General features: G+C 43.8%; 17 protein-coding genes. 10 read left to right on the forward strand and 7 right to left on the reverse strand.

The genetic code is table 11. From position 1 onward, the window contains the following. Nucleotides 1-260: 260 nt before the first annotated feature. A complete protein-coding gene (locus IFU39_RS26885) occupies nt 261-1,844 on the forward strand; it encodes a peptide chain release factor 3 (protein WP_105601357.1) in 1,584 nt (527 codons plus the stop codon). 227 nt (nt 1,845-2,071) lie between these two features. Here IFU39_RS26885 and sspI read toward each other — a convergent pair whose 3' ends face one another. After that, the gene (sspI, locus tag IFU39_RS26890; protein WP_036673259.1) at nt 2,072-2,305 is read right to left on the reverse strand and encodes a small acid-soluble spore protein SspI; all 234 of its coding nucleotides are present in this window, start codon (nt 2,303-2,305) and stop codon (nt 2,072-2,074) included. A 128-nt stretch (nt 2,306-2,433) separates the two neighbouring features. On the opposite strand from sspI, the gene IFU39_RS26895 reads away from it, so the two are divergent. The 7 genes from IFU39_RS26895 (at nt 2,434) to IFU39_RS26925 (ending at nt 8,934) form a co-directional block, all read left to right on the forward strand. Then, nucleotides 2,434-3,135: a potassium channel family protein gene (locus IFU39_RS26895; RefSeq protein WP_076211287.1), complete on the forward strand. Its 702-nt coding sequence runs from the start codon at nt 2,434-2,436 to the stop codon at nt 3,133-3,135. Between the two features lie 26 nt (nt 3,136-3,161). Continuing rightward, nucleotides 3,162-3,950, forward strand: a complete 789-nt coding sequence (locus IFU39_RS26900) for a TrmH family RNA methyltransferase (protein ID WP_105601388.1) — start codon at nt 3,162-3,164, stop codon at nt 3,948-3,950. A 262-nt stretch (nt 3,951-4,212) separates the two neighbouring features. Then, nucleotides 4,213-4,971, forward strand: a complete 759-nt coding sequence (locus tag IFU39_RS26905) for an SDR family NAD(P)-dependent oxidoreductase (RefSeq protein ID WP_091020770.1) — start codon at nt 4,213-4,215, stop codon at nt 4,969-4,971. Nucleotides 4,972-5,033: 62 nt separating this feature from the next. Continuing rightward, nucleotides 5,034-6,119, forward strand: coding sequence for an alkene reductase (locus IFU39_RS26910; protein ID WP_105601356.1), 1,086 nt, complete (start codon nt 5,034-5,036; stop codon nt 6,117-6,119). Nucleotides 6,120-6,426: 307 nt separating this feature from the next. After that, nucleotides 6,427-7,425 carry an NADP-dependent oxidoreductase gene (locus IFU39_RS26915; RefSeq protein ID WP_105601386.1) on the forward strand — a complete coding sequence of 333 codons (999 nt, stop codon included), beginning with the start codon at nt 6,427-6,429 and terminating at the stop codon, nt 7,423-7,425. A 61-nt stretch (nt 7,426-7,486) separates the two neighbouring features. Then, nucleotides 7,487-8,065 (forward strand): TetR/AcrR family transcriptional regulator, encoded by a 579-nt coding sequence (locus IFU39_RS26920; protein ID WP_105601354.1) that lies wholly within the window; start codon nt 7,487-7,489, stop codon nt 8,063-8,065. An 86-nt stretch (nt 8,066-8,151) separates the two neighbouring features. Further along, nucleotides 8,152-8,934, forward strand: a complete 783-nt coding sequence (locus IFU39_RS26925; RefSeq protein WP_105601352.1) for an SDR family NAD(P)-dependent oxidoreductase — start codon at nt 8,152-8,154, stop codon at nt 8,932-8,934. Between the two features lie 4 nt (nt 8,935-8,938). Here IFU39_RS26925 and IFU39_RS26930 read toward each other — a convergent pair whose 3' ends face one another. The 5 genes from IFU39_RS26930 to IFU39_RS26950 are packed head-to-tail and all read right to left on the reverse strand — an operon-like array spanning nt 8,939 to nt 12,494. After that, nucleotides 8,939-9,532: a class I SAM-dependent methyltransferase gene (locus IFU39_RS26930; RefSeq protein ID WP_091020921.1), complete on the reverse strand. Its 594-nt coding sequence runs from the start codon at nt 9,530-9,532 to the stop codon at nt 8,939-8,941. A gap of 19 nt (nt 9,533-9,551) precedes the next feature. Then, the gene (locus tag IFU39_RS26935; RefSeq protein ID WP_105601384.1) at nt 9,552-10,595 is read right to left on the reverse strand and encodes a sensor histidine kinase; all 1,044 of its coding nucleotides are present in this window, start codon (nt 10,593-10,595) and stop codon (nt 9,552-9,554) included. Nucleotides 10,596-10,644: 49 nt separating this feature from the next. Next, entirely contained in the window at nt 10,645-11,325 is a 681-nt protein-coding gene (locus tag IFU39_RS26940; protein WP_105601351.1) for a response regulator transcription factor, read from the reverse strand. 57 nt (nt 11,326-11,382) lie between these two features. Beyond that, on the reverse strand, nt 11,383-11,949 hold the full coding sequence (locus IFU39_RS26945) for a class I SAM-dependent methyltransferase (protein WP_105601349.1): 567 nt from the start codon (nt 11,947-11,949) through the stop codon (nt 11,383-11,385). Nucleotides 11,950-11,990: 41 nt separating this feature from the next. Beyond that, nucleotides 11,991-12,494: a DedA family protein gene (locus IFU39_RS26950; RefSeq protein WP_105601348.1), complete on the reverse strand. Its 504-nt coding sequence runs from the start codon at nt 12,492-12,494 to the stop codon at nt 11,991-11,993. 855 nt (nt 12,495-13,349) lie between these two features. Here IFU39_RS26950 and IFU39_RS26955 point away from each other — a divergent pair. Continuing rightward, a complete protein-coding gene (locus IFU39_RS26955) occupies nt 13,350-13,937 on the forward strand; it encodes a sigma-70 family RNA polymerase sigma factor (RefSeq protein ID WP_105601346.1) in 588 nt (195 codons plus the stop codon). After that, entirely contained in the window at nt 13,924-14,673 is a 750-nt protein-coding gene (locus IFU39_RS26960; protein ID WP_192135848.1) for a DUF3600 domain-containing protein, read from the forward strand. The genes IFU39_RS26955 and IFU39_RS26960 overlap by 14 nt, the downstream gene beginning before the upstream one ends. A 74-nt stretch (nt 14,674-14,747) precedes the next feature. Here IFU39_RS26960 and IFU39_RS26965 read toward each other — a convergent pair whose 3' ends face one another. Beyond that, the gene (locus IFU39_RS26965) at nt 14,748-15,620 is read right to left on the reverse strand and encodes an AraC family transcriptional regulator (protein ID WP_206759597.1); all 873 of its coding nucleotides are present in this window, start codon (nt 15,618-15,620) and stop codon (nt 14,748-14,750) included. Nucleotides 15,621-15,651: the final 31 nt, after the last annotated feature.

The following is a 15,651-nucleotide window of genomic DNA, read 5'->3' on the forward strand; positions in this document are numbered from 1 at the left end:
GTAGTAATCGGTTATTTTCGGTACAGATTATGGTACAATAGGAGAGTTGGGTTAAGAAGCAGTTCACGGTATGCATGAAAGCACAGATTTGAGGAGGATGAACTCCATTGTAAATGTGTAAAATTAATCTAGTGTGTAAATACATCGTATGTAAAATGATCAGTGTACAATCAACCGGCCTCGCCGGATTGCATAAAGATTGAATGATGGACCGGCCATGCCGGATTAACGTGAATGAACGGACGAAAGGGATTAAACCTATGAGCAAAGCTGGAAATGAAATTCTTCAACAGGAAGTGGACAAACGCCGGACGTTTGCCATTATCTCTCACCCGGATGCGGGTAAAACTACATTAACCGAGAAACTGTTGCTGTTCGGGGGCGCGATTCGCCTTGCGGGAACGGTAAAGGCTCGGAAAGCCAGCAAACACGCAACAAGTGACTGGATGGAAATTGAGAAACAACGGGGAATCTCGGTTACCTCTTCCGTAATGCAATTTGATTATCTGGATCATCGCGTCAACATTTTGGATACACCGGGTCACCAGGACTTCAGTGAAGATACGTATCGTACACTCACGGCTGCCGATAGCGCAGTAATGTTGATTGACGTGGCAAAAGGTGTCGAGGCACAAACGATCAAGTTGTTTCAGGTATGTGCGAAGCGTGGCATTCCAATTTTTACGTTTATCAACAAACTCGACCGTGAAGGTAAAAGCCCATTTGATCTGATGGAAGAACTTGAAAATGTACTGGGTATTCGTTCGGTTCCGATGAACTGGCCTATTGGTACAGGTCGCGAACTGTGCGGTGTCTATGACCGGATGAAAAATCAGGTGGAGTTGTTCCAAGGGGACGATCACTCGACGATTAAAGTGCAAAAGGTAGATGGCTACAAAGATCCCATTATCCGTGAGATGGCAGGAGAATACCTGCATGATCAATTGTGTCAGGATCTGGAGTTGCTGGATATTGCGGGCGACCAATTCGACATGGAGAAAGTTCAACGCGGCGAATTGACACCTATTTTCTTCGGTAGTGCGATCAACAATTTCGGCGTACAGACTTTCCTGGAGAACTTCCTGGAACTGGCACCAAAGCCTGAACCACGTCGCAGTACGGCAGGAGAGATTCAGCCAACGAATGAGAAATTCAGCGGTTATGTGTTCAAGATTCAGGCAAACATGAACCCGGCACACCGGGATCGTATTGCGTTCCTGCGTATTGTATCAGGCAAGTTCCAACGTGGAATGAGTGTGAAGCATACTCGTGTGGGCAAAGAAATCAAGCTGTCACAGCCACAGCAATTCCTGGCACAAGACCGGGATATTGTTGAAGAGGCATATGCTGGCGATATTATCGGTTTGTTCGATCCGGGTATCTTCCGGATTGGCGATTCACTGAGCCAAGGCAGCGAGATTGTCTTTGAGGAGTTGCCAACGTTCTCACCAGAGATTTTCGCCAAAGTTACTGTGAAAAATGCATTGAAACATAAACAGTATCAAAAGGGAATTGATCAGTTGACGGAGGAAGGAACCATTCAGGTGTTCCAGACGGCAAGTTTCGACGAGACAATCCTCGGCGTAATTGGTCAACTTCAGTTCGAGGTATTTGAGTACCGGATGAAAGGCGAGTATGGGGTAGACGTGCAATTGCAGCGCATGCCTTATCAGTTCGCTCGCTGGATTGTGGACGAGAATCTGGACCCAAGCAAATTCCGGATTAACTCTGCGCTTGTAAAAGATAAAAAAGGGAATTATGTAGTGCTCTTCGAAAATGAGTACGCCATGAGAACGGCTATGGATAAAAATCCTACAGCTCAATTCCTGGAGACTGCGCCTTAAGTGAAGACGGAAGTCTTTCGTGGATATTGTTAAAAGGTTAGTTAAACGCGACAAGTTCATGTGATGAGATAGATCTTGTTATAAATAAGATCCCTCTGCCAATTGGCGGAGGGATCTATTGCTATACACCTTACTTGGAGGCGGGTATAACCAGCCGAATAAGGGAAAGCTTTCTTTTGCAGACAGAACAAACGGTTTGATGGTTACCTTACCCTTCAATGCTTCGATTAACGAAGCGGTTGAACGGGAATGGTGTGCAGATGCTCCTGCGCGATTTGAATGAGTTCTTCCTGCTTGGCAGGTTCTGTGTTCTTCCAGATCATCTCGAAAATGGCGCCAAGTCCAGGTAATGCAGCTTCCGGTCCATCCACTGAACCTTCAATCATCTCCCGGAGCTGATCATCACTCTTGTCATGAACTTTATGAACAATCGCTTCACGCAGGCTTAATGTAATGGGCATCGCAATTCCCTCCTCGTATATTCGGCTGCTCTAATACTGTTCCCTGGGAAGCGCGAGCGCATTCAAGTTTATCAGGCTTTGTGGTATACTACGAAGGATTATTTACGTTAGCATGGGTATCCGTAATGATGCGTCATGCTGAAGTGCAGCGGGAGGTTAAGACCCTAATGGCCAAGAAACAGTATGCCGTAATTGGCATGGGACGGTTCGGATCAAGTGTTGCCAATGCACTGAGCGGTATGGGATTCGATGTGCTGGCAATTGATGCGGACGAGCAGCGGACTCAGGAAATGTCCAATGTGGTGACCCATGCGGTATCGGCAGATTCAACAGATGAAGAAGCGCTGCGTGCGCTGGGCATACGAAATTTCGACGTTGTCGTTGTGGCAATTGGTGAAGATATACAAGCGAGTATTCTGACAACATTGATATTGAAAGATATGGGTGTACCGGTGCTGATCGTAAAAGCTCAAAATGAGCTTCATGGTAAGGTATTGCAGAAGATTGGGGCGGATAAAGTCATCTATCCTGAGCGGGATATGGGACTGCGCGTAGCCCATCATCTGACCTCACCTAATATACTGGATTACATCGAATTGTCTGAGGATTACAGCATTCTGGAGATGAGAGCTTCCGAGCAGATGATCGGCAAAAACCTGATGGAATTAAACATTCGTGCACGTTTTGGTTGTAATGTGATGGCGATCCGCAGTGGGAATTCAATGAACATCTCGCCGTACGCGGAGGACCGGATCGAAGCTGGAGATGTGCTGATCATTGTAGGTCACAAGGATCATTTGACGAAAATGGAGCTTGCATATCCGAAGTGATGGATGCAGATGGGAAGGATGGAAAGATGGATATTGTATCACCGCAAAATACACGTGTAAAAGAATGGGCACAGCTGCTGGAGAAAAAGCATCGTACCCGTCAACATAAATATATCATTGAGGGCATTCATCTGGTACAGGAAGCGTTGCGCGCCGGAGCAGATCTGGAGTGCATTGTGTACGACGGAGAGCAAGGCGTACCTAGCGAACTCGCCGGACTTGAGAATCCGCTACAGCGTGTGGAGTGGGTCAGTGTATCTCCAGCGGTTATCGCCAAATGTACGGATACGATGACACCGCAGCCTGTATTCGCAATTGTGCGTAAAGGCAGTGAGCCGCTGGAAAGCCTGATTGCCGGAGCGCGCGGGCTTGTTGTGGTGCTGGACGGAGTGCAAGACCCAGGGAATGTAGGAACCATTATTCGTAGTGCGGATGCAGCTGGTGCAGCTGGGGTCGTACTTGGCGCGGGCTGTGCTGATGTATATAACCCGAAGACGATTCGTTCGACGATGGGGTCATTGTTTCATTTGCCCATTGTGGAGGGCCAGTTGGAATCCTTGCTTCCCGAAGCGAAGGCAGCGGGCGTGAAGCTGGTAAGTACTTCTTTGCAGGCAGAGCATTCATGTTATAGTTATGATTTTACGCAGTCGGTATGGCTTGTCATTGGTAACGAAGGCAAGGGTATCTCGGACGCTACGGCAAGTTTGGTGGATGATGCGATTACGATCCCGATGCAGGGACAGGCAGAGTCGCTTAACGCGGCAATGGCGGCAACGATTCTGTTGTTTGAGGCCATGAGACAGCGGATGGTGTAGGTAGTAATATAGCTAATATTTTGTGAAAAATGTATGAAGACTGGATACTGGTTGAAGATTGATTAAACCAATTCCAGTCTTTTTTAATTCTCATGTGAGTGCGTTCGAAGCATATTCTTTAAACAAATAATTCTTTACTGTTCGTTCTAGAAATGATATGCTAACAGCAAGTTAGTTCTAACTGTTTTTTTTGCATAATAAAGAACGATCGTTCTCAAAACTGAAATTACACTAATCTAAAGAATATGAGGGAGAGAATGAGATGAAATACACCGTAATTACAGGAGCAAGTTCAGGGATTGGATATGAAACGGCATTGGCATTTGCAGCACGGGGCAAACACTTGATTTTGGTAGCTAGAAGATTAGATAAGCTTGAAGAGCTTAAATCGACTATTCAGGGTATCGATCCTAATGTGAGTGTTATCGTTCACACAAGTGACCTGTCTGTTAGCGCAGAGGCGTACACGCTATATAACGATTTGAAGGAATATGAAATTGAGACTTGGATCAACAATGCAGGGCTTGGAGAAGGCTCGTTCATTGCTGAACAGAATTTGGATAAAGTGGAGACCATGCTGCGTGTTAACATCGAATCGTTGACCATCCTTTCTACACTGTATGTGCGAGATTATGCGAATGTCGAAGGGACACAATTGATTAACGTCTCATCCGCACTTGGATATGCCATTGCTGTAGGCAGTGTAGCTTATTCTGCATCAAAATACTACGTAAGTGCCTTCACCGAAGGTCTTGCCAGTGAACTGGATCTGAAAGGTGCAAAACTAAAAGCGAAGATCCTGGCACCAGCGATCACGGAAACAGAATTTGTACAAAAATCAATAGATGCTGAAGGATTTGATTACAAAGCGAATATGTCCAAATATCATACTGCTAAAGAAATGGCAGGCTTCATGATCGATCTGTATGATCGCAACGATGTGGTTGTGGGGATTGTAGACCAGAACTATGATTTCCAACTTACAGGTGCAATCTACCCGGTGATTTCAGAACTAGGTTAATTCAGAAGCATCCACCAATACATCTTTCACCAAATTTCAAATAAGAAGAGGAGTACATCCAATTGAAAAAGATATGGAGTAAAACAAAGGTTGGCAACATGGAATTGCCTCATCGACTAGCGATGGCCCCTATGACACGCAGTCGAGCACAAGAAGATGGTACACCTGGAGAGTTGGCGGCACTTTATTATGCTCAGCGTGCAACGATGGGACTTCTGATTACGGAAGGAACACAACCTTCCGACGATGGACAGGGTTACTTATGGTCACCGGGCATTTATACGGACAAGCATATTAATGGATGGAAAAAGGTAACGGATGGGGTGCATGAAGCTGGCGGATATGTGTACATCCAATTAATGCATGCGGGTCGCATGTCACATCCGGACAATACCCCGCATCATCGTCAACCGGTTGCTCCATCAGCAATCGCACCGGGTGTAAAAATGTTTACGGCTACAGGGATGCAGGATATCCCCGTTCCCCGTGAACTGAGTCAGGAGGATATTCAAACGACCATCTCCGATTTCCGAAAAGCAGCAGCCGCAGCGATCGAAGCAGGGGCGGATGGCATTGAGATTCATGGGGCCAACGGATACTTGATCAATCAGTTCTTCGGAGAAAATTCAAATACACGGACAGATGAGTATGGCGGGTCTATTAAAAATCGTGCTCGCTTCGCAATTGAAGTAACGAAAGCCATCGTGGAGGAAATAGGTGCAGAACGAACTGGCTTCCGAATTTCGCCTGGGACACCACTGGGCGGTATTCAGGATGGTGAACAAGGTCCTGAACTCTATCGCTATCTTGTAGAAGAATTGGCTCAATTGGATTTGGCTTACCTTCATGTTATGCATCTTGGAGATGAGAACCTGTTGCAAGACATTCGTTCGATCTGGCAAAATCCATTGTTGGTCAATCGGGCTGGAAGAACGTTGGAGGATCTCAGTGTCGATTTAGATCGTGGTCTCGCTGATGTGGTACCTGTAGGTATATGGTCCTTAGCTAATCCAGATTTGGTGGAACGACTTCAACAAGGTGCGCCACTCAATGAAGCAGATCCGACAACCTTCTTTGGATTAGGAAGTAAGGGCTACACGGATTATCCTACGTTGGAAGAATTAAAGTCGCAAGAGGGGCAACACTAGCACCAACCATGGAGCATGGTGTACAACTGAACATTGCGCGCCATGTTCCTACATAAGTTGAACTAATCATTTACACGATAACGTAGAGGACAGAAAGAACCTGAAAAAGCGAAGCTACAAGCTTTCTGAAAGAAAGCTACTTCGGAAGCATACACCTCGCCTTTATCACCGGATTTTCCCTTTAGAAAGGGGATCAAAAAAATCTGGGGATAACAGCGATTGGAGGGTTGTTCTGTCATCGTAGTGTCAGTGTAAATAATCTTTAGTTCAACTTATATAGTTTATAAGCAAAGGAAGAGGATAAATGATGAAAGCAGCTCAAATACAGAAATACTCCAAAAAAATCCAAGTGGAGATCAATAATATCGAGATACCTCAGATTCAGAGCCATGAGGTCCTTGTCAGAGTAAAAGCAGCGGGTGTAAATCCGCTGGATATCTTGAATATGAATGGCAGTGTTCGGATGATTGCCGACTATGCGTTACCTTTAACTTTAGGGAATGAACTATCCGGTGTCATTGAAGCCGTCGGTGATGATGTTTTGAAATTTAAAGTGGGGGATTCAGTCTATGCCAGGTTGCCAATAAATAAAATTGGTGCTTTTGCTGAATATGCAGCTGTGCATGAGGATGCTTTGTCCATAATGCCGGAGAATTTGTCCTTTATTGAAGCTGCGGCGGTACCCCTTACTGCCCTGACCGCGTATCAAGCATTACATGATGTACTCCGAGCTGAACCGAATAAAAAGTTGTTTATTCCTGGTGGAACTGGTGGATTCGGTGCGATGGCCATCCCGATTGCCAAGTCCATGGGATTAACAGTGATTACAAGTGGAAGCGAAAGAGGCAGAGCACGTGCACTATCTATTGGAGCAGATCAATTCATTGATTATAAAACTCAACATTATGCTGACATTCTGTCCGATATCGATTATGTAATTGACACTTTGGGCGCGGATGAGATCAAAGCTGAACTGAGCATTTTGAAACCACAGGGCAAATTAGTTTCTTTAAAGGCTGGACCCAATTATCGCTTTGCAGTGGACAGTCAATTCCCGTTGTGGAAAAGAGCATTATTCGGTCTCGTAGGTGCACGCCTGGATTCTTTAGCGCGTAAGAATCAAAATGAATATCGTTTTTTATTCGTGCACTCCAGTGGAGTTCAATTGCAAGAAATCACAGCTCTTGTGGAAAAAGAAGACATTAACCCTTCGATCGATTCTACGTATACGTTTGAGGACATTGAAAAGGCATTGAACAAAGTATCAACGGGTCACTCTCAGGGCAAAATCATTCTTACCTTTTAAAGGCTCGTTAAGATCATACGTATGTTATTCAATGTTCGTTTTCTGAACAGGAGGGAAGCTAATGGCGAGAAGCAAAGAGTTCGATGAGTCTGTTGTACTGGATAAAGCGATGAGACTTTTTTGGGAACAAGGCTATGAGAAGACGTCTATGACGGAGCTGGTTAATCATATGGGAATTCATCGTAAAAGCTTGTATGACACATTTGGCGATAAACATACCTTGTTTCTGAAGTCAGTAGATCTGTATGATCACAAAATCAGCTCTGCCCTTGTAGCAGGCGTAAAGCGTTCCAAAACGGCAACGGAAGCACTTCAGTTTATATTTTGTTCTTTAATGCATGGAGAGGAATCTCCAGCATCAGGCTGCTTCATTGTTAATTCGACGGTAGAATTGGCGTCACGCGATGAAGACATGAACAACCGATCAACGGAGATGTTTGCAAATACGGAGAAACTAATCAAGGACATTATGGTGTGGGGACAGCAAGAAGATGAATTCACAACGGAGTACAACGCCGAGGTATTGGCGGAATATCTGCATAATGTAGGGGTTGGGCTAAGGGTGATGGCCAAGACTTCAACGACAAAGGAAAAACTTCTTCGTATATCGACACTATCTATGGATCTCATACTGAAGTAGTCTATTTTTTCACCATTATAGAACGTCCATTCTAATTAATGTTCCAGATGAAACATATTTTATAGAAAAGAGAGGCAGGTAACGATATGAGAAAGACAGTTCTAATCACAGGGGTATCGGGTGGGATTGGTAAAGAGTTAGCAGATCGGTTTGCCAAAGGTGGACATCATATTGTGCTGGTAGCACGAAGCGAGGGTAAAATACAGGATCTAGCTCAGGAGTATCAGAAAAAGTATGGCATTCAGGCGACGGTTATTGCCAAAGATGTTGCGGCACCAGGGGTACCACAGGAAATTTATCATGAGCTGAAGGAAAAGGGGATTGTTGTTGACTATCTTGTCAACAAAGCAGGTTTCGGTCTGTTCGGGATGTTTATGGAAACGGAACTGGAACAAGAAGTTAATATGATTGACGTGAATATCAAGGCTTTAACCGTCATGACCAAGCTATTCTTGCCGGATATGATACAACGTGGACACGGCGGTGTGATGAATGTGGCTTCGTTGGTAGGTTTTTTCCCTGGACCGATGATGTCGGTATATTATGCAACAAAGGCATACGTGCTATCGTTCACTGAGGCTTTGGAGAATGAAGTAAACGGAACGGGCGTTACGGTAACGGCACTGTGTCCAGGTCTGACATCTACCGGATTTGTTGATCGTTCGGGTATGGGTGTCTCGAAGATGTTGCAGGGCCCAATCATGGAAGCGGGACAGGTGGCTGAAGAAGGGTATCAAGGCTTCTTACGTGGCAAGACGTTAATTATGCCTGGTGCTCGAAACCGATTCATCGCGTTTATGCCGCGGTTGTTGCCGCGCAAGATGATGACCCGCATGATTAGATCCTCACAGGACAAGACAGGACATTAAACATTTATAGAGTGTGTCCTTCATCTTGTCTTTTACGACAAACATACACAAAAACAGGAGGAAAGTTGAAAGGCACAAATTGAATTTTCTCCATCTCAAATAACTCAGCTAAGTGTTTCCTCATATGAAGAGAGTACTGGTATAAAACTAATGTGCCTCCAGGTCGGAGCGCTGTATGGATCTGTGACAGGATGTTTTGTCTCATTTCTCTGGAAAAATTAAAAAAGGGCAGTCCGCAAATGATGCTATCCAACTGATGAACATGTTCTTGATTGATCCTTTTTGATAGATAAGATGCATTCGAATGGAACATGAATTCAGGATATGTGTTCTTCAGATTACTTCTCATTTTGGGGTCCCTTTCAAATAAAAACACGGTTGCCGATTTCGGTAATTGTGCTCTCATGAGACGTGTGATGGCTCCTGTTCCTGGCCCCAGTTCAGCGATGGTTCTAACCTCATCCCATGGTACAGACTGGACGATTTTACAGGCTAGAAATTTGGAACTGGGGAGGACACTGCCTACTCGTTTGGGGTTCTTCAGGAATCCTTGCAGAAAAAGGAGTGGTTCGGATGTTTTCATTGCGGTTTCCTCCATTATCAATGCTATTGATGTTTCACTGGGTGTTAGAAAGCAAGCTTAGTTGGAATATAAATACGTTACGCGTATGTTCTAGTGTTAGAGTCCCCTGATGTAACTCCGCAATGTTTCTCGCAATAGAAAGTCCCAGACCAGATCCTGATTGAATGCCTTCGCTATTCCTCGAATAATCCACCTTATAAAAGCGATCAAACAGTCTGTTCTTTTGTTCTATCGTTAGAGGCATGCCTTTATTCTCTACTTCAATGGTAACGTGATTAGGCTGCACACTCATTCGAACATGAATTGTGCCCGGTTTAAAGGAATACTTCAGTGCATTCATGAGGAGATTGTCGATGGCTCGTGCAATCTTATCACTATCCAGAGAGACCATAATCGGAGCCTCACCGAGTTTTTTTTCAATACGAATCCCATGTTCCTGAGCTAAAGGTTCGAATTCAAACAACAATTGATCCAATAGCTGACGTAGGTCAACCTTTTTCAAATCCAATTGGGTATTCACTGCGTTAAGACGTGTGTATTCAAATAAATCATCAAGCAGCTTCTTTAAATGCGTTGCTTTGTTATGGGTGTTCTGGATAAAACGATCATACTCTGCTTTGTCTTGAAATGATTCTGATTTGAGAAGCTCAATATAACCAATTATGCTGGTAAGCGGTGTACGCAGGTCATGTGAGAGGCCAGTGATCATGTCCATCTTGGATTGCTCCAATTCACGTTCTTTAGCAATCTGTTGCTTTAACTGTTCTGTCATGTGATTGATGTTGGAAGCGACTCGCCCAAGTTCATCTTGTCGATTAACGGGCACCCTGTAATTCAGATTTCCTTCGGATATGAATTGAAGCCCTTTCTCTAATGTAATGAGATCTCTCACAATTTTTCGTGTGGAAAACAAAAAAAATAACGTGAAAATTACGATGAAGATTGGTGTTAAAACATAAGGAAAAATGTGAAGAAGTGAAGGCCAATTAAATCTTTCACTAATTTCTGCGGCAGCTATGATCAACATATTATTTACACCCACAGAGCCAACAAATGAAATCAATAAACTGATCAACATTTGATATAGGATGTTAATCTGTATCTTTTTTTTAAAATGTGGTAATGGTTTAATCAATTTTATATCCCACTCCCCATACCGTTTTAATGTACTGAGGTTCGCGCGGATTTACTTCCAATTTCTCTCGCAGGTTACGAATATGAACCATCACCGTATTATCCGAATACCCGTAAGGTTCTTTCCATACGGTTTCGTAAATTTTCTCGGAGCTAAATACTTGTCCAGAATGGCTGGCGAGCAGCACCAGAATGGAAAACTCCAGTGGTGTAAGTGAAATGTCATTATCTTTGAGCTTAACAGAATGTTTACTCGTATCAACGACAAGGTCTTTAATCAGGATAAGTGAATCAAATTCAGCTTTGCCAATGAGTGTTTGACGTCGGAGCTGAGCCTTAACGCGAGCCAGTAATTCTAACGGATTAAACGGTTTGACCATGTAATCGTCGGCCCCGGTAGTCAGGCCCGTGATTTTATCAATGTCTTCTTCCTTGGCGGATAACATAATAATGGGAGTGGGTGATACTTCTCTTATTTTGAAGCAGGCTTTGATTCCATCCATAATGGGCATCATAACATCCAGAATAACGAGTTGGACCGATGTTGTATTGATAATATTTAGCGCTTCTTCACCATTGGCTGCTTCAATGACCTGATATCCTTCGTTACGTAAATAGACATGAATGACATCACGGATATCGGGTTCATCATCAACAACAAGAATGGTACTCATGATTCAACACTCCTTAAAAATTAGGATAACATCAGTGTAAACGATAGCCAGGAATGTTTAAATTGTTTCCTTTTTGCGACAGACATAAACGAACGCAGGTGGGATATTCAAAGGCACTAATTCTATTTTTTCGATGATAAAGTGTTCGGATAATAATTTTTTCATTTGAAGTGAATATTGAAAGGCGATGAATAATCCTCCGGGTTTTAGTGCCTTATGGATCTGCCCTACCAACGTATTTCTTAATTCAGGCTCAAAGTTGAAGAAGGGCAACCCGCTAAAAATGTAATCGAGTTGCTGAACGCCCTCTTGATTCATAGATTCTACCAATCGAGCGGCGTCTGGATAACAAGAGAACTCCGGGTATGCCGTCTTAAGAGTATTCCTCATCGTTTCGTTCATCTCAAACAATAGGACTTTGGTGGAATCCTGTACTTGTTGATGAATATAGCGAGTGATAGGACCTGTACCCGATCCAAGCTCGGCGACTGCTTTTGCCTCTAGCCAAGAGGCTTGCTTCACCATTTTGCTGGCGAGAAACCGGGAACTGGGTATGATACTGCCGACATGTTTAGGGCTTTGCAGAAAGCTTTTCAAAAATAAAACAGGTTCATTGGAATTCATAGGGGTTCCTCCATAATGTGATGTTATGTTATCCAAACCAGTTAGAAATGTAATAAATGAAGCGTCGATAATATGGGGCCGCCGAAGTAAGTTCCCGCTGTAAAATACGTTAGGGTCCATAACAAAGCACTGGAATAGGAGATAATAGCAAATTTTCTATACTGGACGCCGCTCAGCCCAATGACCAAAGGGAGAACATACCGCACGATTGGAATGAACAAACCGATGCACATCGCCCAATTGCCACTCTTATTCAGGATGAGTTCAGCCTTGACGAAGTGTTTATGATGTTGAAATCTGTGTTTTATCTTGGTTCCAAATAACTTCCCTGCAAAATAGGCAAAGGTAATGGCCGTTAATAGTCCTGATAAAATACAGAAATATGTGATCCATGAATTGATAACTCCTGTGTGGCTCAAAATGGCACCGCTGATAATCGTGATTTCATTTGGAATTGGAATTCCGAAAGGCCCTAATGAGAAGGCAAAATAAAAAATCAGATATCCATACTGATGTAGTAGCTCTAAGATCGTATTACTGATCATTGTTTTGCCTCCTCTCTTGTCGATATAGCAATCTTAATGAAAAAAACTAAGGAATTAATGAGCATAATTCTGAAGAAAATCTAAAGAATACATAAGCAAGGCCAAATAACTTACGTTTAAGAGAAAAAAGCCTTGCCAACTTAATGGCAAGACTTGAACAGGTAGAACAATTCAGGAGCGGTGATCAAGTGATTTCTGAATATCAAATAAAGTTTGTCTCAAAAATGAACGTATGAGCGAGCTCGAGTTGATTACCTATATCTTTATCTGCAAGGAATAGGATGAGCATCAAAGAAGAGCCGAGATGTCATAATGACGACTCAGCTCTTTTTGATGTCCCAGGGGATCAGATTTCTTTAAAATCAGTTTATTGTAGGAAGTAGAACCATCTGAGTTTGGCACCAGCAATATAAAACAAAACAATCCACCCCCACAAAAACAACAAACGTAGAGGTCGTGGAATCAGGAGATATTCTGAGTACAATTTGCTGAAAAGTTTCATTACAGTAGTGACCACCCCTGCTAAGTTACTCCCTTATATCCGCTTTCGAAAGAAAAAGAGATGATAAGATAACCAAGATCCCAATAAGTCTGTATACCGTGGTCTAGGGCTCAAGGTTTGTTCTGGCGATTACCAATCTGATGATCGATATAGATAATAGTAAAAGACCAAAGGGGATCTTATAACTCAGATGCAGAACCTCCAATTATATCAAAATTAGGTATATTATATCATGATAAACACCAGAGGACATTTTTGTATCAGATTCAGCCGTACCTACTCATTCAATAAATAAATCGAACGATATGATGCTGGCATGCCAATATATAGTGTAAGGAGGAGGGGGATGGATAATGAGTGAGCAAGATGAGTACATAGAACTTGTAACGTTAATACGGGCGGGGCATGAAGAAGCATATGGAGAATTATATGAGAAAACAGTGACGAGGATATATCACACTGTGCGATTTCTCATCAAGGACAAGTCTGACGCGGAGGATGTGGTACAGGAGATTTACATTCAGGCGTATCGATCATTGGCGCGATATGATGCGGAGCGTGCTTTTCGTCCCTGGTTGATGGGGGTGACGATGCGACAGGTTCAGAGTTATCGACGCAAAAGATTGATGCAGTTTCGGTTTGGCAAGCGGCTCGAGAAATCTGACGTTGGTATGGAATATGATTTTTCCACTGATCTGGTCAACAAATTGGCAAATCGTCCTCTGCTGGAACAGGTGCGTCGTTTGCCGTACAAGCTGCAGCAGGTGGTTACACTTCATTATTTGAACGAATACACGCAAGAGGAGATTGCTGGCATATTGGAGATTCCACTTGGAACCGTGAAATCGCGCATACATGCGGCGCTGGCGAAGTTGAGACAAAAAGAGAAGATGAATCCAAGGTTGCGGGGAAAGGTGGAGGATTTGCATGAGACTCGATGAAGAGTTGCGAACAGCCTACCAGGAAGAGACTAAAGAGTGGTCTGTTCCTGCGGGAATTAAACATAAAATGTTGGATGGTATTCGAAGTGATATTCACATTAGAAGAAATCGAAAAAGATGGCTGGTCACTGGGCTATTGGCTGTTGTACTCATTATTCCCACCGGAGCCTACGCAGGGTACACCTATCTTGCAGACGGAATATATGGTTCACAGGAAAATATCACTGCTATGGGGGGAACAGCTGAGGATTATATGAGGTTGGAAGCAAAGCTGCAGACGGCCAAGACGCATTTCAGTGAAGAAGAATTTGTTCAATACATGGACCTGCTGAAGAAAATGGGGCAAATGGCCGTGAAGCATGCTGATTCTCAAGGCAATATGCATCCTGAGCAGTGGAGTACAGAGGAGCAGGAACAATATAACCTTCTTGTAGCTGAGCTGGAACCGTTTTTTGAGAAGCTGGAAGCTGTGAGTGAAGGGTCTTCCAAAAAATTGATGGACGAGCAACAATTCTGGACGGAGCAGTTGGAACGGGCTGAGAAGACATTTACCAAGGAACAATATCGTGAGTTTAAGTCTGTCTATGAACAAATGAAGAAGTATGAAGCGATGATATTGGACAAGGATGGAAGCATCCATGAGGAACGCTTGTCAGCGGAGCAAAAGGATGATTTGAGGCAGCTAGAGAGACGTCTAATTCCCTATTTGAAACGATTGGAGCTTAATGTGCGTTGAATCGGGTGAACTGTGAAAGAGGAGAAGAAGCGGAGAAGTGAATTCTTTCGCTTCTTTCTTAATGTGGTGATCCATTACTTCCTCCCCTGCATCTTCAGCCGATATTGATGCGGTGTAGAGCCTGTGGCAGTACGGAATACTTTGCAAAAGTAGGAGGGGCTGGTCATACCAACACGGTGACCGATTTCGGGAACGGAAAGGGAGGACCGAGTGAGCAGCACACAGGCATGACGAATGCGGGTAGCTTGAGCATAAGCAACGATGGTGGTGCCAGTCGCTTTTTTAAATACATGAGATAGATGATAGGGGGATAGATGAAGTGTCTCTGCGATATCCTCCAAACGAAAAGGCTCCTGGTAATGCTGTTCAATCCACTGCATGATGGCTTCGGCATGAGGATGAAGCATTACTGAACTGGATACGGAATGTGCCTTTAGATCCTGAATGACAACATCTTTCCATAAGTAACGTAGTTGCGTAAGTGAATCAAGTATAAAGAGGCAAGTATCCTCCACTGCTTCATGAGGTAGTAGTTCTGGATAGGTCTTATCGAATTGTTCCATTCGTTGAATGAGTGGGGAAGTGGCAGGAAGTCGGATCGGGTGAATCGGAGAGTGCTCTCCCAGCAGGTCATGTATGAAACGGTGAGTCGTCATAAAATGCGACCAATGTGTCTTTAATATTTCAAGCTCAAACATAAGCACGTTTCTGATGAAAGGCTGCTGACTGGATACTTGAATCTGGAAGTGGTGCAATTGAAAAGGTCGAAAAATCATGAGCATACCGGGTTCAAGGGAGAAAACCTGACCTTCGGTTATCAACTGCCCGTATCCTTCGTGGATATATGTTATCTCCAGCTGCGAATGAGCATGGAACACTTCGCGAAACGTAGTGTTGGATGTACGACGACAGGCCAGGTTAAATTGTTCTCCCAGGATGATGGACATCATGAATGCCTCCCTTATCATGCACAAGATA

It is taken from the genome of Paenibacillus sp. CFBP 13594 (assembly GCF_014842675.1).
In the GTDB taxonomy this organism is placed as follows: Bacteria; Bacillota; Bacilli; order Paenibacillales; family Paenibacillaceae; genus Paenibacillus; species Paenibacillus amylolyticus_B.

Coding starts and splice junctions, on each gene's coding strand:
- IFU39_RS26895 (WP_076211287.1), top strand. CDS start 2,434: ATGCGTCATGCTGAAGTGCAGCGGGAGGTTAAGACCCTAATGGCCAAG.
- IFU39_RS26960 (WP_192135848.1), top strand. CDS start 13,924: ATGAGACTCGATGAAGAGTTGCGAACAGCCTACCAGGAAGAGACTAAA.
- IFU39_RS26905 (WP_091020770.1), top strand. CDS start 4,213: ATGAAATACACCGTAATTACAGGAGCAAGTTCAGGGATTGGATATGAA.
- IFU39_RS26915 (WP_105601386.1), top strand. CDS start 6,427: ATGAAAGCAGCTCAAATACAGAAATACTCCAAAAAAATCCAAGTGGAG.
- IFU39_RS26950 (WP_105601348.1), bottom strand. CDS start 12,494: ATGATCAGTAATACGATCTTAGAGCTACTACATCAGTATGGATATCTG.
- IFU39_RS26885 (WP_105601357.1), top strand. CDS start 261: ATGAGCAAAGCTGGAAATGAAATTCTTCAACAGGAAGTGGACAAACGC.
- IFU39_RS26925 (WP_105601352.1), top strand. CDS start 8,152: ATGAGAAAGACAGTTCTAATCACAGGGGTATCGGGTGGGATTGGTAAA.
- IFU39_RS26945 (WP_105601349.1), bottom strand. CDS start 11,949: ATGAATTCCAATGAACCTGTTTTATTTTTGAAAAGCTTTCTGCAAAGC.
- IFU39_RS26900 (WP_105601388.1), top strand. CDS start 3,162: ATGGATATTGTATCACCGCAAAATACACGTGTAAAAGAATGGGCACAG.
- IFU39_RS26930 (WP_091020921.1), bottom strand. CDS start 9,532: ATGGAGGAAACCGCAATGAAAACATCCGAACCACTCCTTTTTCTGCAA.
- IFU39_RS26965 (WP_206759597.1), bottom strand. CDS start 15,620: ATGTCCATCATCCTGGGAGAACAATTTAACCTGGCCTGTCGTCGTACA.
- IFU39_RS26955 (WP_105601346.1), top strand. CDS start 13,350: ATGAGTGAGCAAGATGAGTACATAGAACTTGTAACGTTAATACGGGCG.
- IFU39_RS26940 (WP_105601351.1), bottom strand. CDS start 11,325: ATGAGTACCATTCTTGTTGTTGATGATGAACCCGATATCCGTGATGTC.
- sspI (WP_036673259.1), bottom strand. CDS start 2,305: ATGCCCATTACATTAAGCCTGCGTGAAGCGATTGTTCATAAAGTTCAT.
- IFU39_RS26920 (WP_105601354.1), top strand. CDS start 7,487: ATGGCGAGAAGCAAAGAGTTCGATGAGTCTGTTGTACTGGATAAAGCG.
- IFU39_RS26935 (WP_105601384.1), bottom strand. CDS start 10,595: ATGTTGATCAGTTTATTGATTTCATTTGTTGGCTCTGTGGGTGTAAAT.